Raw genomic sequence first — 20,502 nt, forward strand, 5'->3', positions numbered from 1 at the left:
CCTAAGCCGCGATCGGCTCCTTCGGGCCGGTAACGCGGTCGCCCCGGGAAGCGACGAAGGGCATTCCTTTCCTAAACCGCTAGTTTATTCCGTTGGATAGGCCAATGCAAATCCGATCGCTCAGCCGCCGAAGGCCGACTGTTGGGCGAGCTTGAGAAACCACGCGGGAAACAGACCGATGCCAACCGTTCCGGCGGCCGTGACGACGAGAGCAGCGCCGACCATGGGCGTCAGTGCCGGCTCGAACGCCCGATCCGGTTCGCGCATGAACATCACCATGACGATGCGGATGTAAAAATAGGCGGCGACGGCGCTCAAGAGCACTGCGATCACGGCCAGGAGCACGAAACCGCGCTCGACGAGCGCGACCAGCACGTAGAACTTGGCAAAAAAGCCGGCCGTTGGCGGTATGCCCGCCAGCGAAAACAGATAGAGCAACATCAACAGCGCCAGCCCCGGATGCAGCTTGGCGAAACCGGCATAGTCCTCGATAATCTCGCCTGAGAAATTACCGTTTCGCATCATGATGACGGCGCCGAAGATGCCGAGATTCATGAAGGTGTAGATCAGAAGGTAGAGCATCACGCTGGCGATCCCATCGGCACCGCCGGCCACGATGCCCAAAATGGCAAAGCCAGCATGGGCGATGCTGGAATAGGCGAGCAGGCGCTTGAAGTTATCCTGCACCAGCGCCACGAAACTGCCGAGCGCCATCGTCACCACCGCGATAACGGCCAAGATGATCCAGACGTTGGAGCTTGCGACCAACGGGTTGAGGAACACGCGCAGGATCACCGCGAAGCCCGCCGCCTTGGGGCCGACGGACATGAAGGCGGTAATCGTCGTCGGTGCACCCTCGTAGACATCCGGCACCCACATGTGGAACGGCACTGCGCCGATCTTGAAGACCAGTCCGGCAACGATGAAGACCACCGCAAGCAGCAAGCCCGGATCGAGCGGATCACCGGTGACTGCCGCCGCCATCCGATCCAGTTGGGTCGTGCCGGTAAGGCCGTAGACCAGCGAGACGCCGTAAAGGAAAATCCCGGTCGAGACCGCGCCGAGGATCACGTATTTTAGCGCCGCCTCGTTTGAGCGCTGTTCGCGCCTGAGGAAGCCGGTCAGCACGTAGGTACAGAGCACCATCAGTTCGAGACCGACATAGATCGACAGGAGATCGGTCGCAGACGCCATGATCATCATACCGGCAAGCGCAAGGAGCAGCAGGACGTAGTATTCGCTGCCGCCGATCCCTTCGATGTCGGCATAGTTCCGCGAGAGCAGGAACGTGAGCAGGATCGATAGGTAGAACAGTGACTTGAAGAAGATGGAGAAGGGGTCGGCGACGAACATGCCCGTATAGGCCGGCTGCGTTCCATCTGAGACTGTGAATGTTGCCAGAACGGCAAGCAGCACCACAGCGACCGAAGCCCAGACGAGGACGGCGTCCTGTCCCTTCGGTGCGAACTGTCCGGCGATCAAAAGGATGCAGGCCCCTACAATCACGATGATCTCGGGCAGGCTTGCGAGGATCGACGGAAGGAGCGCCGCTGCAGTCATGGGCCGTTACCCCTATCGTGGACCTGCTGCAGAAGATGCGTGACCGAGCTGTCGATGATGGCAAGAAAGGGCTTGGGGTAGAGCCCGACCCAGAACACGAAGACGGCGAGTGGCAGGATCGCGGCCATCTCGCGGCCGTTGACATCACGAACCTTGAACCGCGCACCGACGGTCGCCGGACCAAGCGCCACTTTCCGGTACATGCCAAGCAGATAGGCCGCGCTCAGCAACGCGCCCAACACGGCGACTGCGCCGAGGGCGAGGTTGGCCGCAAAGCCACCCGACAACACCAGCAACTCGCCGACGAACGCGTTCGTTCCCGGCAACGCCATCGACGACAGCACGAACAGCGCCAGGAACCCGGTGTAGACCGGCGCGACCTTCATCAAGCCGCCATAGTCGGCGATGCTGCGGGTGTGGGTGCGCTCGTAGATCAGGCCAACGAACAGAAACAGGGCGCCTGTCGTCACGCCATGATTGAACATCTGCAGAATGCTGCCCTGGAGCCCGAGCGGGTTCAGGGCAAAAATCCCAAGCGTCACGAAACCCATATGGCTGATACTGGAATAGGCTACCAGCTTCTTCAGGTCGTCCTGCGCCAGTGCCAGCAGGCCGCCATAGACGATCGCGAGTGCGGAAAGCGCCATCATCAGGGTCGAGTAGTAAACCGAGGCCTCCGGCAGCATTGGCAGCGAGAACCTCAGGAAGCCATAGGCCCCCATCTTAAGGAGTACACCGGCAAGGATGATGCTGCCCGCCGTCGGAGCCTGCACATGAGCGTCCGGCAACCAGGTATGGAGCGGGACCATCGGCACCTTGACCGCGAACGCGACGAGGAAGGCAAAAAACAGCCAGGACTGAATGTCGAACGGCAGGTCGAGTGCCATCAAGGCGAGGATGTCGAAGGTCCTGCCACCCTCGAAGTAAAGAACGATAACGCCGATCAGGAACAGGAGGCTGCCCGCTAGGGTGTAGAGGAAGAACTTGAACGCCGCATAGACGCGGCCGTCGCCGCCCCAGACCCCGATGATCAGATACATCGGTATCAGCATCGCCTCCCAGCAGACATAGAACAGAAACAGGTCGAGCGCCGTAAATACACCCAGCATCAGGGTCTGCATGGCGAGCAGGCTGACCATGAACTGCTTCACCTTGCGGTCGATGGCGATCCATGAGGCGAGTACCGAGATCCAGCCCAGCAGTGCGGTCAGGAACACAAAAAGTGCGCTGATCCCGTCGACGCCGAGCGCAAATGTAATACCAAGCGTCGGCACCCACGGCTGCTTCTCGACGAACTGCATCTCCGAGGTCCCGGCATCGAAACCGGAAAGCATCGCAATGGCGAGCGCCAGGTCGAGCAAGGTGAAGCCGAACGCTGCCCATCGCACCCAATCGTCGCTGCGCAGGAACATCAGGAACGCTGCCCCGGCGGCAGGTACGAAGACGATCAGGCTGAGCAGTGGGAACGCCATCACACCCCCTACTGCCACACGACGGCAGAAACGGCGATCGCCGCGATCACGCCTGCGATCATCGCCAGCGCATAATGCGTGATGACGCCGGTCTGCAGCCGACGCAGCGCGCCGCCGGCAACAAGGATGGTGCGGGCGAAGCCATTGACGGCGGCGTCGATGCCATGGAGATCGACCCGCAATCCTGCGCGCGCCGTCCCGTGCAGCAGCGGCAGCGCCACTGTGTCGGACACATTGCTCACCGCCTTTTCGTAGCGCGCCAGCGGTTTCTCGGCGAGCCACAGGAAGGCCCGCGCGCCCTTGCGGTAGAACCAGTCCGTGTCGATGCTGATTGTATTTTCCGGATCGAGCGCTTTCAGGAACAGAACGAAGCCCAGTGCAGTAAACATCAGCAAACCAAGGCTCTCGGTGACATGCGCGCCTGTATAGGGTTCGAAGGCGACCGGATAGGGAAGGAGCGCATAGAGCGGTCCCGGGAACACGCCAATCGCGATGCACAGCAGTGCCGCCATACCCATGGCGACCAGCATGTTGCGGGGCGGCTCCCGCGCCTCCAGCTTTCGATCGGCCCCAAAGAACATGTAGTACGGCAGCTTGAGGCCGGTGTGCAGGAACGTGCCTGCCGACGCCATCGTGAGTACCAGAACCACGAGCGCCCGATGGTCCTGTCCGGCGGCAGCTATCACCATCGACTTGGTGACAAAACCCGAGAAGAACGGAAAGGCCGAGATCGCGAAGGCGCCGACCATGTAGAGAGCAACCGTCAGCGGCATGGTTTTGTAAAGTCCGCCGAGCTCGGTGAGTTTACGCCGCCCGGTGACCTCGATCACCGCCCCTGCCCCCATGAAGAGAAGCGCCTTGTAGAGGATGTGAGCGAAGGCGTGGCTGGTGGCTCCGTTCACCGCCATTTCCGTGCCGATGCCGATGCCAGCCACCATGTAACCCACCTGGCTGACGATGTGATAGGCAAGCAGTCGCCGACAGTCGTTCTCAAGCACCGCGTAGATGACGCCGTAGAGCGCCATCACAGCACCGAGCCAGACGAGAAGCTCGGTCCCGGGGAAGGCGCGCGCCAGCACGTACACGGCCGTCTTGGTGGTGAAGGCGCTCATGAACACCGCCCCGGTGACGGTCGCCTCGGGGTAGGCGTCCGTCAGCCAGGCGTTCAGCGGCGGGACCGCGGCATTCAGCAAAAAGCCCGCAAGGATCATATAGCCGCCCGTATCCATTGTTCCTGAGGCAACGCCGCCCGCGATCGGCCCGAAGAGCAGCGAGCCTGCGGCGAGCCCGTGGAGGACGATGCCGCCGAGCAAAGCGACGCCGCCCGTGATATGCACCATCAGATATCGGAACGCCGCGCGGATCGCCCGTTCGCCCCCTTGCGCGAAGACCAGATAGGCCGAGGCAAACGCCATGCCCTCCCAGAAGAGGTAGAGGGTCAGATAGTCGCCGGCAAACACCACCCCCAACGCGCTGCCGACATACACGAAGGCCGCCACATGCTGGCCGGCTCGCGGCAGGTGCAAGGCGTAGACCATACCGATCAGCGCCATGATGGTGAAAACGGTGGCAAAGACGATGCTGAGCCTATCGACCTTCGCGAACAGGATTTCCTGCCCGATGAAGTGCCCCGCACCATAGTTGCCGGGCTCCAATGTGAGCACCGCGACGATCGCCAAAACCGGGATCAGCACCACGTAGGTCTTGCGGATCGGTCCCTTCAGGAACGGGATCGGCGCGGCGCCGAGAATGAACAGGAGGGCGGGATGGACGAAGTCAATCATAATAGTCCTCGCGCCGCATGAGGCCGACCTGGTGGCCGAGGAACTTGGAAACGAAAATGATGAGCACGCAGGAGCCGAAGCCGTAGACGGCCGACCAGCCGGGCAAGCGGTCCCACAGATATTCGGCGTGTTCGCGCGGAACCAGGAAATCTGCGGCGACGATCAAAACGAGCACGAGATAGAGCAACCGGCGGCGAGACCGCGCGTAGCCCTCGTCGCCAAAGAAATCGACGATGTGCCTGATCATCTGACAACTCCTTCCGCCAAGGCGATGAAATAGCCGGGGAAGATGCCCATCAGCACCGACAGGGCAGCGGTCGCGACCAGCGGGATCGTTACCAGCGGAATTTCCCGGACAGGCTTAACCCCTCCCGGCGCCTCTGCTCCGAAGAAGGCGGTATAGCTCACCGGCAGGAAGTAGGCGGCGTTCAGGACGGAGCTTGCCAGCAGGACGACCAGGAAGGCCATCTCGCCCGCTTCGACCGAGCCAAGCGTCAGGTACCATTTGCTGACGAAACCCGCGGTTGGCGGCACGCCGATCATGCTGAGCGAGGCAACGAAAAATGCACCCATCGTCCACGGCAGCCGTCTGCCGATGCCGGCCATGTCGCTGATGTTGCGTTTTCCCGAGGCGCAGTAGATCGACCCGGCGCAGAAGAAGAGCGTGATCTTGGAAAAGGCGTGCACGGCAATATGAATGATGCCGCCGATCATCGCGACGGGAGACAGAAGCACCGCGCCCAGCACCACGTAGGAGAGCTGACTCACCGTCGAATAGGCGAGCCGCGCCTTCAGGTCGTCCCGCGTCAGAGCGTAGATCGACGCCATAAGGATGGTGAAGGAGACGAGATAAGCCGTAGCGATGCCGAGCCCCAGCCTTGCGACCAGCTCCACGCCGAAGACATCAAACACCAACCGCAACACGCAAAACACGCCCATCTTGACCACCGCCACGGCATGCAAGAGCGCGCTCACCGGCGTCGGCGCAACCATTGCGGCAGGTAGCCAGGCGTGCATCGGCATCACGGCGGCCTTGGCGAAGCCGAAAAGGTAGCAGAAATAGATGATCGTCAGCAGCGGCGCGGAGGCATCCACCCTTGCCAGCAGCCCTCCCGGTACAAAATCGAGCGATCCGGCAATCTGGTAGGTCAGCGCCAACGCGGCGAGAAGCACGCTCTTCGATGCGCCCATCAGGTAGACAAGATACTTTCGGCTGCCTGCCCAGGCCTCTTCGTCCTCGTGGTGGTAGACGAGCGGATAGGTCACGAGGCTCAGCACCTCGTAGAAGATCACCAGCGTGAACAGATTGGCTGCGAAGGCGCCGCCGACCGCGGCGGCGAGACTGGTGGCGAAGCAGGCGAAGAAACGGGTCTGCGCGTGCTCGTTCAGGTGCCGCATGTAGCCGATGGAATAGACCGCTGCGACGATCCACAGGAGCGACGACACGGTGGCAAACACCATGCCGAGCGCATCGACACGGAAAGCGAAGGCGATGCCCGGCAGGATCTCGAACAGGCGCAGATCGAGAGTACCGCCCGAAAGCACCGTGGGTGCCATCGAGATGACGATCGCGAACATGACGACCGCGGCGAGCGGCGAAACGGCATCCCGAATTCTGTCGTGCTTGTTCAAAAGGAGAACTGCAACTGCCGCCAGCCCTGCGACGGCGACGGCAAGTAGCGGCCGGATTGATAGCACCGGATCCAAGCCGCTATCCTTTCATCGTCGTCACGTCGTCGATCTTGAGGGTGGGCTTGTTCCTCACGAGGGCGACCAGAATGCCGAGGGCGACGGCAACCTCCGCCGCGGTGATGGCGATGACGAAGATCGCGAAAATCTGCCCGCGAAAATCATCGTAATACCGCCCAAAGGCAATGAAATTGATGTTGACCGAGTTGAGCATCAACTCCAGCGACATCAGCACGACCAGGATATTGCGCCTGAGCAGCACACCTGCGGATCCGATCCCGAAGAGGACCACGGCGAGCGATAAGTACCACCAGAGCGGAACCATCACCTGGTCTCCTTGCGAGCCAGGACGATGGCACCGACGAGTGCTGCCAGAAGAATGATCGAAGCGACTTCGAACGGCAGGAGATAGTCGGCGAAAAGTGTCGTGCTGAGTTGCCTGACTTGATCGCCGCCGTGCTGCGCGCTCGGCGCAACCGCGGAAAAGCGGCCGCTCCAGAGCAGCAGTGCAAGCATCTCGATCCCAAGCAGGAAGAGCAGGGTCAGGGCGGGCAGGTTTCGCCCCGGCACAAACCGCTGCAATACCGCTTCGCGCACATCGATCATCATGATCACGAACAGGAAGAGGACCATGATGGCGCCGACATAAACGAAGATCTGCACCACTGCGAGCAGCGGTGCTTCAAGCAGGACGAAGATTGCCGAAATTTGCAGGAAACACGCCATGAGCGCCAACGCGCTATGAACAGGGTTCCGTGCCAGGACGACTGTCAGGGCAGTAACCACCGCCCCCGTAGCAAACAGTAGGAAGAACCCCTGGCCCATTGACGCAGCCTCTCCCGCGCGAACCATTCCGCGGCGCGTGACGGCCGGATTTCAGGGAGCGCCGCACTTCAGTTGCGTTTATAAATTGTGCCCCAAGGAACGATTTTTCACAAGAATATTGTCTGCAACTGAGCTGAATGAGGCAGCATGGGCAGTCTTTGCGATCTTCCGTATTGGCTTTTGCGCCAATCCCTTGTGAGCTCAATCCCTCACCGAGGGCATGCGCCTGTCCGCAGTCGGAGCTTTGCCGCTGCTCTCTGGGGTCTGCTGACGGCTCACGACCGGGTGCATGGGCGGAAGGCTCCGAAGGCGGCGGCCTGCCACTTGCTCCCCAGCCTTTGCCGAAATATTCTCCGTTGACGGGAGCGATCGTCGCGTGGATACCAATGTCGTGATCGTCGGCGCCGGGCCGGCTGGCCTCGCGGTCGGCGCCTGCCTGACACGGGCGGGGCTCGAGTTCATCATCCTTGAGAAGGCGCGGGAGATCGCGCCGGCCTGGCGACGCCATTACCGACGCCTGCATCTGCATACGGTCAAAGCGTTCTCCTCGTTGCCGCATATGCCATTCCCGAAGGACTATCCGCGCTACGTGCCGCGCGAGAAGATGGTCGAGTATCTCGACGCCTACGCCGAACGTTTCGAGCTGCGACCGCACTTCGGCGAGACGGTCACCTCCATCCGCCGCGAGAATGGCAACTACTTGGTCGAGACCGGAACGAAGACCGTGTCCGCGCGCCATGTCGTCATCGCCAGCGGCAACAATGCTGAGCCCTTCGTTGCCGACCCGCCCGGGATCGAAACCTTCAACGGCAGGCGGTTGCACAGCGCTGAGTATACCGATGCCCTCCCCTTCACCGGCCAATCAGTGCTGGTTGTCGGCATGGGCAACACCGGCGCTGAAATCGCGCTCGACCTTGCCGAGCGTGGTGCCCATCCAACCCTGTCGGTACGCAACGGCGTCCACATCGTGCCGCGCCAGCTCTTCGGCATACCGATCCAGATGATTGCAATGGCCACCCGGCTACTGCCGCGAGCGGTGAACGACAGGCTGTTCCCGATCATCCTCGACCTTGCCCTGGGCAGGTCCGAAGAATACGGCATCGTCAGGCCAAAGCAGGGCATCCTCGAGCAGGTCGCCGCCGGGCGCATCCCGGTCATCGATGTCGGCACGGTGGCGGCGATCAAGTCCGGCAACATCAGGGTGGCACCCGCCATCCAGCGTTTCACCGAGCGCGGCGCCATCTTTGTTTCCGGCGGAGAGGCAGAGTTCGACAGTGTCATCCTCGCCACAGGCTACCGGCCGAGTTTGGAAAAATTCCTGCCTGCGCACTTGCGACCCGGCAAGAGCGGCGTCACCCGGCAGTCCGCCGAGCTCGGCCTCTATCTCGTCGGCTTCCATAATCCGGTCACCGGCCTGCTTCGGGAAATCGGCAGAGAGGCGGCCGCGGTGACCGCCAACATCGAGCGACGAAGCCGCAAAGGATAACTGCCGCGATATGTCTGCGTTTGTGGTGGATGCGCGTGCAGAGGAGCGGACTACTCCAGTTGCAGACGACATCGCAGAAGCGCATTTGTTGCGACGACGAATTGCCCGTCCCCACCGATACCAATTGCCGAGACGGGCGACGACGCCTGCGGATCCCAGGCAATCGACAATAGTCTCAAACGGGACCCCGCGTAGACCGCGCTGACGCTTGCCCGCCAAGCGAAAGGAGCACGACGGGCCGATCAGCCGTCTAGGTCTACCCGCGATGTGAACCATGGACGATTTGGCACACCGTGATCGTCCAAAATCACTCGTTTGGGGTATGGCGATCGTCCCGATCTGCACTTAGAACCTGGCGCACGGTGGCAGCCGTTGGGATATTCGGTGTGCCGATACGAGGCGGCACGCTCGAATATCCCTCGCCTGCGCTCGTTCGACAATTCGGGTGAAACAGCCCTTTGAGACATGGCGAGCGAAGGGCTCAATGCAATGAAATCTGGCGCGCGGGCTGCTGCAGTTGATGCATCAACGGCACTTCGCGCGAAATCAGCCGCGCAACCAAACGCCCCGACATCGTGACCACATCGAGGACCGCGTCGCGATAGTCGTCGTCCTTGGCCAGCTCGTCCACTATGCGTTGGCCATAGGCAACTGCAGGTCCGTCCGACGGATACTTCCGGCCAACTTCGTCGCGGCTGACGACGCCGGCTGTATAGATATTGAATAGGTAACGGCGCATGAAATTCCACTCCGTGCGTGAAGCCGGTCGGCGCTGGCAACACCTATTAAAGCGAGCGCGCGCTATGACCGGCAATGCTATGGTTTGAAATGACCGCGCAACATATCGCGGTCTCGTCGCCGTGTCGCGTGACGCGAGCGTGACGGCGACATTACGTGCGTCTGATGAGCTCAAGAGAGTCGAGCGCGCTTCCTCGATCGGACGTCTACGCCTTCAGCTCCGAAACCATCGGCGGCTCGCCGGTGCCTATCGAAGATTTGCAATGGCGACCAAGCGCGAGCTTGAGACCGATGCCTTTAAAGCGATCCGTAGCGCCGTCGAAGGCATGTATGCGGCAGGCACCATAGAGATGGATCACGTCGCCTACCCTTTGACGGCCCCGGTCGTGAGGCCTGCCACGATCTTCCTCTGGAAGATGAGAACGAGAACAAGCAGCGGCAATGTCACCGTTACCGAGGCAGCCATCAGCAGCCCGTATGGCACCTCGTATCGGCTGCTGCCCGTCAGCAGGCCGATCGCCACCGGGACGGTCCGGTTCTCGTCGGTCAGGATAAAGGTCAGCGCGAAAAGGAACTCGTTCCACGACAAGATGAAGGCGAGCAGGCCGGTGCTGGCGATGGCCGGCCACATCAGCGGCAGCAGCACATGGGTCAGGATGCGCAGCCGCGAGCAACCGTCGATCAACGCCGCTTCCTCGAGTTCCACCGGCAGATCCCGGATGAAGCTGGTCAGGATCCAGGTCGTGAAGGGCAAGGTCAGGATGAGATAGGAAACGACGAGCGCGCCCGGGCTGTTGTAGAGCCTCAGCCAGCCGATCACCTCGAACATGCCCGAAAGCACCACGACCTGAGGAAAGACGGAGATCATCAGAACCGCAATCAGCAGATAGCGCCCGGCCGCGAAATGCAGCCGGCCGAAGCCGTAGGCCGCGAGAATGCCGATGGCGAGCGCAATCATGGTGCTGGCAAGCGCGACAACGATGGAGTTCACCAGCGCGCCGATGAACACGGCGTTCGAGAAGAGCTGCACATAGTTGGTCAGGTTGAGGGACGGCAGCAGGCTGAAGCTGTAGATCTCCTGCGCGGATCTCGTCGAGGTCACGATCGCCCAGTAGTAGGGAAAGAGAACATAGACCATAACCACGGCAACGGCCATGTAGAGACCAACGGATTTAAGGCGACGGATCAGCCGATAGGTTGCGTTCGAATGTCGCATGGCCATGATCGCCCCCTAGTGATGTGGCCGGTCGAGCCGAAGCAAGCCGACGATGACGATGGCGATGAGGCCGATGATCAGGAAGACCCAGGTCGAGGCAGCCGAGCCGACACCGAGATCCTGAAAGCCGATGAGTTGGTCGCGTGCATAGATCGACATGGTCATCGTGTTGGCATTGTTGGCAGCCAGCACATAACTCAGGTCGAACATGCGCAGTGCATCGAGCGTGCGGAAGAGCATGGCAACGCCTATGGCGGGCGCCACGAGCGGCAGCGTGATCGACCAGAAACGCTTCCAGTGCGGCACGCCCGACACCTCTGCCGCCTCGTAGAGTTCCTCGGGTATGAGCTGGAGGCCGGCGAGAATGAGCAGCACCATGAAAGGCGTCGTCACCCAGACGTCGATGAAGATCACCACGCCGAGAAGCAGGGACGGGTCTGCCGTCCAGGCAATGCCCTTGGCGATGATGCCGAGTTCGACGAGCACCTTGTTGATGAGGCCGAACTGGTCGTTGAGCATCCAGTCCCATATGCGCGTCGAAACGACCATGGGCATGGCCCAGGGAATGAGGATCGCCGCCCGCACCAACCCGCGGCCGAAGAACGCACGATGCAGCAACAGGGCGATCGCGAGCCCCAACATCGTCTCGATGCCCACGGAGACGACGGTGAACACGAGCGTGTTGCGGACGGCCCGCCAGAAGGTCGCGTCCTCCCAGACGGTCACGAAGTTCGCGAAACCGACAAATTCATAGCTGCTGGGATTGTCGAGATAGGCATCGGTAAAGGCGAAGAACACCGTGCGGCCCAGCGGCCAGATGGCGACCGCCAGCAAGATGACGACAAGCGGGGCCACGAAGAGCCATGCTACGCGCGTTTCGGCGCGTCGGGCGCGGTCCGTCGGCGTCATGCAACCTCCTCCGCCACCCGGTCGGCTGGCCTGTGGTCGAGCCGCTGGCCATCCCTGTCGAAGAGGTAGAGATTGCCCGCGCGCCAGCCAACATGGACGGTCTGTCCCGGCAAGAACGCAGGTGGCGCGCCAGAGCCTCGAACGGTCCAGATCAGCCCCTCGCCGATGCGGACATAGCAGAGGAACTCATGGCCGAGGTCTTCCGCTCTCTCGAAGGTGCTCTCGATCGTATCGGAGCCCGGTTGGGCCGACAGCGTCAACGCTTCCGGCCGCAGCCCGATCTCGCTCACCGTGGTGCCCGTGGCCAAGCCAGGCGTGTAGGAAAACCCGCCTGGCCCCGCCAGCCGGCCATCGGTCAGCAAAGTCGGCGCGAAATTCATCTTCGGGCTCCCGAGAAAGCCGGCGACGAAGCGGGTCGCGGGGCGATCGTAGAGTTCGCGAGGTGTGCCTACCTGTTCGACCTTGCCGTGATTCAAGACGACGATCCGATCGGCGAGTGTCATTGCCTCGGTCTGGTCATGGGTCACGTAGATCATCGTCGCCTTGACCTCGGCATGCAGCTTGGCGATTTCGAAACGCATCTCGGTGCGCAGGTCCGCATCAAGGTTGGACAGTGGTTCGTCGAAGAGGAAGACTTCCGGATCGGCGACGAGCGCGCGGCCGATCGCAACGCGCTGGCGCTGGCCGCCGGAAAGCTGGCGCGGCTTGCGCTCCAGGAGATGACCGATCTTCAGCATGCCGGCGACCGCCTCGACCCTGCGCATGATCTCCGCCTTGCCGATCCGTGCCGTCTCCAGGGCGAAGCTGATGTTGCGCGAGACATTCATGTGCGGATAGAGCGCGTAGGACTGGAAGACGAAGGAAATGCCGCGCTTCGAGGCCGGGACATCCGTCACTTCATCGCCGCCGATCAGCACGGCGCCGTCCGAAACCGGCACGAGGCCCGCGATCAATCGCAGGAGGGTGGATTTTCCGCAGCCCGAGGGGCCCACGAAAACCACGAATTCACCGTCGCCGATCTCCAGGTCGACATTGCGGATGATGTCATAGACGCCGAAACTCTTGCTGACGTTTTTCAACGTAACGGACGCCATATGCTCTATCTCCGATTGTCGGCCGCGGCATGGTCCGCGAGGATGTCGTGGCTTGCTGCGGCCAGCACGATGCTTGCGGGCCAATCCGCATCGAAGCCGGCGGCACTGGTGACCCGCCGAAACGCTTCGCGTTTTTCCCTCCCCCAGAGCAAAAGCATGCAATGGCGAGCCGACCGGATCGTCTGCAGCCCAACGCTGACGCCATGCCGCGGCACGGCGTCGAGGTTTTCGAAGGCAGGGAAGGTCTTCAGATTGTCGATCCGCGTCTGCTCGGCCAACGTCACAATGCGCGTGAGGCTGCTAAGTCCGCTGCCCGGCGGATTAAAAGCGACATGGCCGTCGCCGGATCCGGAGGCGACCAGAAAGCAATCGATGCCGCCGGCGTCCGCTATTCGCTTGTCATAGGAGGCCGGTTCGTCCACGTCGGGAAACCAGACGTTCTCCGACCGAATCCGGAACACTTGCGGCAGGACCGCATTTATCGGCGCGACGATCTCCCGCTCAGCGAAGCCGCGGCAGGAAAAATGCGCGGACGGATCGGCAAGACGAAGCCGTCCGCCGCCATCTTCGCTCGCATATTCGTCCATCATCACAAGCACGAGATGCGAGAGGTCCAGGGGCTCTCTCCGCAGTGCTTCGGCGAGTGCCGCATAGACGGGTCGCGGCGTGCGCCCTGTCGGACATCCGAGGAGATAAGGCCTGCCCGCGGCCCTGGCTGCGCCCAGGCCCGCCAGAAGATGGCTTGCGGCATGATTTCCGATTGCTTCGGGCGTTTCGAACAGGCGAACGGTCACTCGAGATTCCTGCATTGTGGAGATTGATCCCGGCAGACGACCATGCCCGCCGGGACCTTCGATGTCAGTCGGTCGCCTTCACGTCGCGTTCGATGCGACGGGCCATCTGCTCGACCGTTCCCGCAACGTCATCGGCGCCCGAAATGATCTCGTGGACGGCGCGGTAGAAGGTCCGCGAAACACGGTTGTAGTTCTTGCCCGTGACGGCCGAGGGACGTGCCACGGACTCCTCGAAGGCAGACTTTGCCATGGCAAGGAACGGGATCTTCGCCAGCACATCCTTGTCCTCGTAAAGGGCCGCGACAGTCGGATTATAGCCACCTTCAATCGCCCGCATCTTCTGGTCCTCAAGGCCAACCATATAGCGCAGAAGGTCCGCAGCGATGTCCTGCTTCTTCGAGTACTTCGAGACGCCGAGATAGGCCGTGCCGAGCGCGCCGCTGGAGCCCTCGCCGGCTGCACCCACCGGCAGCGCCATCACGCCGACCTTGCCGACGAGGCCGGCGCCTTCCGCCTGGGAGGTTCCCCAGACATAGGGCCAGTTGCGGTGGAAGACGGCGTTGCCACTTTCAAAGATCGCACGCGACGCCTCCTCGTCGTAGTTCAACACGCCCTGCGGCGAAATGGTGCCGATCCAGTCGCGCGCCCGCGTCAGCGCCTCGACGGCCTTCGGATTGTTGATGGTGACTTCACCGTCGTTGGAAATGATCGTGCCGCCACCGCTCGAAGCGATCCACTCGAGTGCGTCGCAAGTGAGGCCCTCATAGCTCCTTCCCTGCCAGACGTAGCCCCAGATGTCGGGACGACCGGCCGCCCGCTCTGCATCCTGGACCTCCTTGGCCGTCGCGGTCAGTTCGTCCCAGGTCTTCGGCGGCTGCTTGCCGTACTTTTCCAGAAGGTCCTTGCGGTAGAACATCAGGCCGGTGTCGATGTAGAAAGGCATGGCGACAAGCTTGCCTTCAAGCCGCGCCGCGTCGGTCGCCGAGGAAAAATGCGCCTTCACCTCGTCTTCGGGCACCAGCGGCGCAAGGTCGGCAAGGTGATCCTTGAACATGCCGAGCCAGATCACGTCGACATAGAGCACGTCGACGTCAGCGGAATTGGCGGCGAAGAGCTGCTGGTAGATCGGGATCGCATCGTCGAGGTTCTGCGGCATGCGATTGATCTTCACCTCATGGCCCGAGGTTTTCGACCATTCCGCTGCTCCCTTTTCGCAGAGCTCGTAATCGGTTGCCGAGCAGAACATCGAAACGGTCTCGGCGCGCGCCGAAACGGCCGATATCGATGCCATCAGGGCGGCCGCGCCGGCCAGGAGTCCCAGTTTATATCTTGCCATTGTTCCCACCTTTGTTTTGCACTGGACGCTGCTATACGGGAGCCCTCGCTCGCCTGTATTTCGGAATGTCGTCGAGATAGGGAAGATTGCGGCCACCATAGCCGGTGACGGCGAGCGAACCGCAGATGACGCCAATCTCGAGCGCGGAACAGAAGTCTGGTTCGCTCAGGAGGCCGTGCACGAAGCCGGCATTGAAGCAATCGCCTGCGCCCGTCGTGTCGAAGACCTCGACCGCAAGTGCCGATACAGCGTATCGCCGACCCTCGTGCATCGCGATCGCCCCCTCCCCGCCGCACTTGACCACGACGGTCGGGCAGAGTTCGGAGAGAAGCGCCAGGGCACCCTCCACATCCGCGGCACCGGTCAGGTCGACCGCCTCCTTGGCATTGGGCAGGAACACGTCGATCGACGACAACGCCTCCCGCATCGAAGGCGTATCGAGCGTCATGTCGATATGCTGGCAATCCGAGCAGACCAGGACGCCGAGAGCACGCGCCTCTTCGATCAGAGCAAGGCGCTCGGGGTCCAGCGAGAAACCTTGCAGCAACAGGACGCGCGGCTTGAGGCGCCGAAGTTCTTCGCGTGCAATCAGTCCCTCCGGTTCTTCCGAATAGCTCATGAAGCCGCGGTCGTGCGAAAGCGAAAAGGCGGCACTGACGCGCCTGAGCGGCCGGTCGACCATCTGGAAGAGGTCTGTCGGTATGCCTTCCCGCCGCGCTTCGTCGACGATCATACGGCTGAAGATGTCGTTGCCGAAGGTGCACCACCAGCCGGCCCGGGTGCCGAGGCGGGCAAGCGCAAGCGCGGTGGAGAACGACGCCCCCGGAAGCCAGTCGAACTCCTTCGCCCAAATATCCGTCCCGATCGTCGGCGCACCGGGCAGGCCGCGGAAGATCATGTCGAAATAGTATTCGCCGATCACCACGACCTCGAAGGCCGGTCGGTCGTTCGGTTCACTCAATGCCATTCTCCCGTGTGGGCTGCGTGCGCGGCGAGATATTCGTCCACGAGCGGCTCTGCGCGGGAATAGGACAGAACCAGCGGATGCGCCATCAGCGCCTCGATCGCTGTCTGCCGGTCGCGCTGGAGGATCGCGCGGATCGCGAGCCGTTCGTAGCGCTTCACGTTGAGGATCAGTTGCGCCTGCGATTCCGGCATCTTTCCGATCGGCAGCGGCTTGATGCCCGCCTTGTCGACGACGCAACTCACCTCCACGACATCGTCATCGGCGAGCCCTTCGATCGCACCCTCGTTGCGCACGTTCAGGCCGCTATAGCAGGGCACGCCGGTCTCCAGCGCGTCGATGAGATTGAGCGCGACGCCGGCATAGCCCTCCCCCTCCTCGCCGGTCTCGCCGTGCGTGGGATGATCCGAGACCTGGTCGGCAGCCTCCATGCTCGGCGCGTCCTCAAAGGCGTAGTGCATATAGGTGGCGTTTCGCCGGCGCTCGTAGGCGTAGTAGGCGGAGAGGGCCGCATCGGCATCGCTGTCCAGATCCATCCTGCCGAGGCGCGCCATGAGTGCGGCGTTCAGGTCCTTGACCTCCTCGCCGCGCGTGCGCGCATCCGACTTCAGCGCCTCCACAGCGCGTTCCGCGTAATAGTAGTAGTAGAGATATTCGTTGATCCAGTTGCGCTGGCGGCGGATCAGCCTGGGATCGAACATCCGCTGCGACGTAGCCTTGAGGAAAGCCTCGTCGTCGAGCAGCGGCTGCAGCACTTCCTTGCCGTTCAGCGTTGCGCCACGGGTAAAGGAGAGATGGTTCAGCCCGTAGACTTCGGCATGGACATCGTTCTGCGGCACCTTGAACCAGCGCGCAAGCGCCTCCTGGGCCCCGTTCGCGCCGTCGCAGATCCCGATGGTGCGGTGATAACCGGAGTCCTGGAGTGCCTGTGCTACCAGGCCGGCCGGGTTGGTGAAGTTGAAAAGCCAGGCGTCGGGGCTCCGCCGCTTCAGGATCTCGGCATAGCGAAGGATTACCGGAATGCTGCGGAGCGCCATGGCGAAGCCGCCGGGACCGGTGGTCTCCTGGCCGAGCACGCCATGGGCAAGCGCGATCCGCTCGTCCTTGATGCGCCCGTCCTCGTCTCCAGGACGGACGGTCGTGACCACATATTTCGCGCCGTCGAGCGCGCGCTCGGCATCGGGCGTCATGGTTATGCGCACCGGCGATTGCACGCGCCGGGCCACTTCCTGACTGACCCGCCCGAAGAGCTCCAGCTTGTTCTCGTTGATATCCTGAAGGCAGATCTCGGTCAGCCCGCTCTTTTCCGCGCGCCTGAGCGCCGAACCGACAAATAGGGGGGCGCGGACACCACCGCCGCCGATCAGGGTAAGTTTCATGTCATGCTCCGCCGATTAAGACGACACGATCACTACTGGTTATAACCAGTTATGTCAACTATGATTGCCGTCTCTCTCCGCGTGCATCTTCGCGGCTATGCGGGCGTTTCACCGGACGACATTTGCGTGTATTTGCAATAATCAAGCGGCCTCGATCACAAACCAGGAACCTCAATGTCGGCGTACGGCGACCAACGCAGCGAATCCCTGATAGAGCGCAATCACCCCGATCCGCTTTATGTCCAATTGCGCAATCTGCTGAAGGCAAAGATTGATCAGCGCGAATGGGCGACGAATGAGAAGCTTCCCTCCGAAAGGGAGTTGGTGACGCAATATGGCGTCAGCCGCATAACCGTGCGCCAGGCTTTGAAGGAACTTGAACATCTCGGCTATCTCCAGAGCCGACCGGGCAAGGGCATCTACGTGTCGGAGCCGAAACCGAGCTATGAGCTGGAGATCGTCAGGAGCTTTACGCAAACGGCAATCGAGAACCGGTTGCGACCAGGCATGCGTCTTCTGACAGGCGAAGTGATCAAGGCCGGCGAAGAGATCGCGCGGTCTCTTTCTCTGCCGGTCGGCTCCGAGGTGGTTTATCTGGAGCGATTGCGGCTGCTGAACGACCTGCCGGTCGTCGTCCAGCGCGACTGGTTTTCTGCGGCAATGACGCCCGGCATTCTCAAGCTCGATTGGTCGGCGGAGAACCGTTCGCTCTACTCGGAATTCGAACAAACCTACGGCGTGTTCCCGGCTCGCGGGCAATCGACAGTCAGCGCACGGCTCGCGACAGACGCGGAGGCCGCGCTGCTACAAATGGAAATTCCGGCTGCGGTCCTTACTCTCGATCAAGTTGCCTATGATGCAACCAACCGAACCGTCAACATCAGCGCGGCAGCCTATCACCCGCTCCGTTACCCTTTGACGCTGACGCAGATGAATCAACGGCGATAGCGAAACGCCTCCTATGCCAATCCGCGGCCAGTCGCATCGTCATCCAACCACAGGGCACGGACACGCTCGGGCTGTGAAAGCGCCCTTGCACCCGCGACATTGGCGAAACGAACGATTGGTCCGCACCTGGAGTGGCCGGCGCGAGCGATGGTGTTGAGGGTCATACCGGACCAAAGAAGACCAAACTGAAGAGCAAATGAAAAGCCGAAGAACGCTTGCGGCAGTACTGGCGCTCATCGCAGCAGCGGCCTTTCAGCCGTCCGCTGCCGCACCAAGGACACAGGAGCAGATCATGGCAGATCTGGCTGCAGGCAAGAAACCTGCCCTCAAACCTGAAATCTTCCTGAGCCTAGCAGGACGCGCGATCTCGGTTGGAATGTACTGTCCGGATGCGGAACCGAACATGTCCTACATTCAGGGCGTCAGTGACGGCGCCGGACTGGCCATCGACTTCCATCCAGTCTTTCGCGATTCCTTCGACAGGGCACAAGAAGAGGTCAAGCAGCATGGTGAGGACCTGTTTTGCGAAACCTACATCAAGCTACTGAGTGCGAGCGGAATGCCGATCCTTATGCCCAGAGTGACGCCTCTGCTCGGTAGCAAAGGGAGCAAGTAGGGGCGGGCACCCAAACCGTCTTGGTGCGTGTGGCATTGGAAATCGAGGCCGGTCCCTCGCCGTGTTCGAAACACATCTGCCCGCAACGCGCGCTGCAGTGACCAGGGTCGGCCTCAATTCTCCGCGCCCCCTCGGATGTGCGCAAGCGATAGTCGACCTATTTCAGCTGGCCCACGCTTTGCCTCATGCCGCCGCGAGCGCCTCACGCGATGCGCCGTTCGTGCGGACCAGCGTCCGAGCGACGATGTCGTGGTTGAGCCACAGTACAGGGCCTGACGGCTCCGAGCTCTCACCAAAGATCAGCTGCCCGACCGCCTCTACGACCAGCCGGCTCAAGAGATCGGAGATCAGCGCCTTACCGTCCTTGTGCATCGCGGTGATCTCGCTGGAGGTCCCGATCGCGAGGTCGGATTGGCCAGGACTGTTGGGCATCGGCCAAGCCGAAAAATCGTAGAAGGGCCGCATCACGTCACTGGTCTGCATATCGGCAATCTTCCGAAGGACGTCCTCGACCGTGTACTCCTCCGCCAGAAGATCCTGGCACGCCTGCCACTGTGCTTCGACCCAGTCACCGCCGCCCTCTTTCTTCAGCGCGAGCAGCAACGGAATGAGCGGCAACTCGATGCCGGCAAAGACGTCGGATGAATTGGTGCGGATTTCGGGGCAGTTGTAGACCGTTGCCTTGATGCCCGAAGCCCAGGCTTCCTGCGCAATCCGCTCGAGGCGCATCTTGGCATAGCCTTGCGTGTAGTTCGTATAGGTCTGCCACCGATACTCGCCCGACACGAGTATGCCCGTGCCATGGTAACCGAAGGCCGAATAGCGAACCTGACCGCCGGACGCCTCGACGCGCGCGCGGATCCCGGCGCTCAGATCAATCAGATGGCGGAATGTATTGGCCGAAACTTCGTCGAAGTTCTGGAGGATGAGCTTGCCCAAATCGCTGTCGAGCAGCGTCTGGGACGACATGTGGCGGGCGCCACGGCCCTTGTAGATGCGATTGGCGATGACCATGAACACCTTGGCCTTCGGGATGCCGCCGGCCATGGTGTGGGCAAAGTAGACGTTCCTGCCATCCGGGATCATGCCGTCGAGGATGCGCATGACCTCAGACAGGGACGTCCTGAACCGCTCGACACCGACTTCCCGGCATCTTTCGATGTGTGACCAATCAAGCTTGTCGGCTTCCCAGCTTTCGAGCGTCATGTTCGCGAGCAAATCGGTTGGCGTGGGTCCACCCGCCGGTGCGTCAAGGTCGAAGCCGGCCATCAGCGGCACGTTGATGATCTTGCCGCCGATCCGGGCTTCCGCCGCGGCGAGTTCCTCATCATTGAGCGGCCGCAGCGCGTTGTTTTCGTCTCGCCGCCCGACCGTGATTCCGACAATTTCCATCCCGGCCTTCCTGGCCTGATCGACCAGATGGGTGGCGTAACCGCGATCAAAAAGCTCGCCGAACAGAACGAAGACGTCGCCCTTGCGGAAGATGTTCGTCTGCGGGAACTGCGTCAACGGGATCGGACTTTTCATGTTGCCGGTTCTCTCGAAGCTGGTCGCATGGCAACCGTAAAATACTTTGAGATACACCACTGCCGTGTTCCGCAGAGAATAGGAAGTGACATTCAGTTTCGTTGCAACGCAAAACGTGAGCGGTCGAAAGTGCCTGGACACTGCATGAGGAAGCTCGATGAACGC

Annotated in this window: 19 protein-coding genes; 3 read left to right on the top strand and 16 right to left on the bottom strand. The window is 61.6% G+C overall.

Annotated elements, in window-relative coordinates; translation table 11 throughout:
* Nucleotides 1-120 precede the first annotated feature (120 nt).
* The 7 genes from C1A35_RS24205 to C1A35_RS24235 are packed head-to-tail and all read right to left on the bottom strand — an operon-like array spanning nt 121 to nt 7,330.
* Nucleotides 121-1,560: an NADH-quinone oxidoreductase subunit N gene (locus C1A35_RS24205; RefSeq protein WP_104666816.1), complete on the bottom strand. Its 1,440-nt coding sequence runs from the start codon at nt 1,558-1,560 to the stop codon at nt 121-123.
* The gene (locus tag C1A35_RS24210; RefSeq protein ID WP_104666817.1) at nt 1,557-3,032 is read right to left on the bottom strand and encodes a complex I subunit 4 family protein; all 1,476 of its coding nucleotides are present in this window, start codon (nt 3,030-3,032) and stop codon (nt 1,557-1,559) included. The genes C1A35_RS24205 and C1A35_RS24210 overlap by 4 nt, the downstream gene beginning before the upstream one ends.
* 8 nt (nt 3,033-3,040) lie before the next feature.
* On the bottom strand, nt 3,041-4,816 hold the full coding sequence (locus tag C1A35_RS24215; RefSeq protein ID WP_104666818.1) for a Na(+)/H(+) antiporter subunit D: 1,776 nt from the start codon (nt 4,814-4,816) through the stop codon (nt 3,041-3,043).
* Nucleotides 4,809-5,063, bottom strand: a complete 255-nt coding sequence (locus C1A35_RS24220) for a hypothetical protein (RefSeq protein WP_104666819.1) — start codon at nt 5,061-5,063, stop codon at nt 4,809-4,811. Before C1A35_RS24220 ends, C1A35_RS24215 begins: the two co-directional genes overlap by 8 nt.
* A complete protein-coding gene (locus C1A35_RS24225; protein ID WP_104666820.1) occupies nt 5,060-6,523 on the bottom strand; it encodes a monovalent cation/H+ antiporter subunit D family protein in 1,464 nt (487 codons plus the stop codon). The genes C1A35_RS24220 and C1A35_RS24225 overlap by 4 nt, the downstream gene beginning before the upstream one ends.
* 4 nt (nt 6,524-6,527) lie before the next feature.
* On the bottom strand, nt 6,528-6,830 hold the full coding sequence (nuoK, locus tag C1A35_RS24230) for an NADH-quinone oxidoreductase subunit NuoK (RefSeq protein WP_104666821.1): 303 nt from the start codon (nt 6,828-6,830) through the stop codon (nt 6,528-6,530).
* On the bottom strand, nt 6,830-7,330 hold the full coding sequence (locus C1A35_RS24235) for an NADH-quinone oxidoreductase subunit J family protein (RefSeq protein ID WP_104666822.1): 501 nt from the start codon (nt 7,328-7,330) through the stop codon (nt 6,830-6,832). The genes nuoK and C1A35_RS24235 overlap by 1 nt, the downstream gene beginning before the upstream one ends.
* 376 nt (nt 7,331-7,706) lie before the next feature.
* Between C1A35_RS24235 and C1A35_RS24240 the strand changes: the two genes are divergently transcribed.
* On the top strand, nt 7,707-8,816 hold the full coding sequence (locus C1A35_RS24240; RefSeq protein ID WP_104666823.1) for a flavin-containing monooxygenase: 1,110 nt from the start codon (nt 7,707-7,709) through the stop codon (nt 8,814-8,816).
* Nucleotides 8,817-9,297: 481 nt separating this feature from the next.
* On the opposite strand, the gene C1A35_RS24245 is transcribed toward C1A35_RS24240, so the two are convergent.
* From C1A35_RS24245 to C1A35_RS24285, 8 genes are all read right to left on the bottom strand, one after another.
* The gene (locus tag C1A35_RS24245; RefSeq protein WP_104666824.1) at nt 9,298-9,555 is read right to left on the bottom strand and encodes a DUF6894 family protein; all 258 of its coding nucleotides are present in this window, start codon (nt 9,553-9,555) and stop codon (nt 9,298-9,300) included.
* A 363-nt stretch (nt 9,556-9,918) separates the two neighbouring features.
* Nucleotides 9,919-10,770: a carbohydrate ABC transporter permease gene (locus tag C1A35_RS24255; protein WP_234822984.1), complete on the bottom strand. Its 852-nt coding sequence runs from the start codon at nt 10,768-10,770 to the stop codon at nt 9,919-9,921.
* Nucleotides 10,771-10,785: 15 nt separating this feature from the next.
* On the bottom strand, nt 10,786-11,679 hold the full coding sequence (locus tag C1A35_RS24260) for a carbohydrate ABC transporter permease (RefSeq protein ID WP_104666826.1): 894 nt from the start codon (nt 11,677-11,679) through the stop codon (nt 10,786-10,788).
* Nucleotides 11,676-12,773, bottom strand: coding sequence for an ABC transporter ATP-binding protein (locus tag C1A35_RS24265; RefSeq protein WP_104666827.1), 1,098 nt, complete (start codon nt 12,771-12,773; stop codon nt 11,676-11,678). The genes C1A35_RS24260 and C1A35_RS24265 overlap by 4 nt, the downstream gene beginning before the upstream one ends.
* Before the next feature lie 5 nt (nt 12,774-12,778).
* Nucleotides 12,779-13,567, bottom strand: a complete 789-nt coding sequence (locus C1A35_RS24270; RefSeq protein ID WP_158665146.1) for a 6-phosphogluconolactonase — start codon at nt 13,565-13,567, stop codon at nt 12,779-12,781.
* Nucleotides 13,568-13,631: 64 nt separating this feature from the next.
* Nucleotides 13,632-14,903, bottom strand: coding sequence for an ABC transporter substrate-binding protein (locus tag C1A35_RS24275; protein WP_104666829.1), 1,272 nt, complete (start codon nt 14,901-14,903; stop codon nt 13,632-13,634).
* Nucleotides 14,904-14,934: 31 nt separating this feature from the next.
* A complete protein-coding gene (locus C1A35_RS24280; protein WP_104666830.1) occupies nt 14,935-15,870 on the bottom strand; it encodes a PfkB family carbohydrate kinase in 936 nt (311 codons plus the stop codon).
* On the bottom strand, nt 15,861-17,246 hold the full coding sequence (locus C1A35_RS24285; protein WP_104666831.1) for a family 4 glycosyl hydrolase: 1,386 nt from the start codon (nt 17,244-17,246) through the stop codon (nt 15,861-15,863). Before C1A35_RS24285 ends, C1A35_RS24280 begins: the two co-directional genes overlap by 10 nt.
* 174 nt (nt 17,247-17,420) lie before the next feature.
* Between C1A35_RS24285 and C1A35_RS24290 the strand changes: the two genes are divergently transcribed.
* Complete coding sequence (locus tag C1A35_RS24290; protein WP_104666832.1) at nt 17,421-18,194, top strand: GntR family transcriptional regulator; 774 nt, start codon at nt 17,421-17,423, stop codon at nt 18,192-18,194.
* A gap of 292 nt (nt 18,195-18,486) precedes the next feature.
* Nucleotides 18,487-18,810, top strand: a complete 324-nt coding sequence (locus tag C1A35_RS24295; protein WP_158665147.1) for a hypothetical protein — start codon at nt 18,487-18,489, stop codon at nt 18,808-18,810.
* 183 nt (nt 18,811-18,993) lie between these two features.
* Here C1A35_RS24295 and C1A35_RS24300 read toward each other — a convergent pair whose 3' ends face one another.
* On the bottom strand, nt 18,994-20,337 hold the full coding sequence (locus C1A35_RS24300) for an enoyl ACP reductase FabMG family protein (protein ID WP_104666902.1): 1,344 nt from the start codon (nt 20,335-20,337) through the stop codon (nt 18,994-18,996).
* Nucleotides 20,338-20,502: the final 165 nt, after the last annotated feature.

Origin of the sequence: Ensifer adhaerens, from assembly GCF_002940685.1 — a bacterium.
Classification (GTDB): Bacteria; Pseudomonadota; Alphaproteobacteria; order Rhizobiales; family Rhizobiaceae; genus Ensifer; species Ensifer adhaerens_E.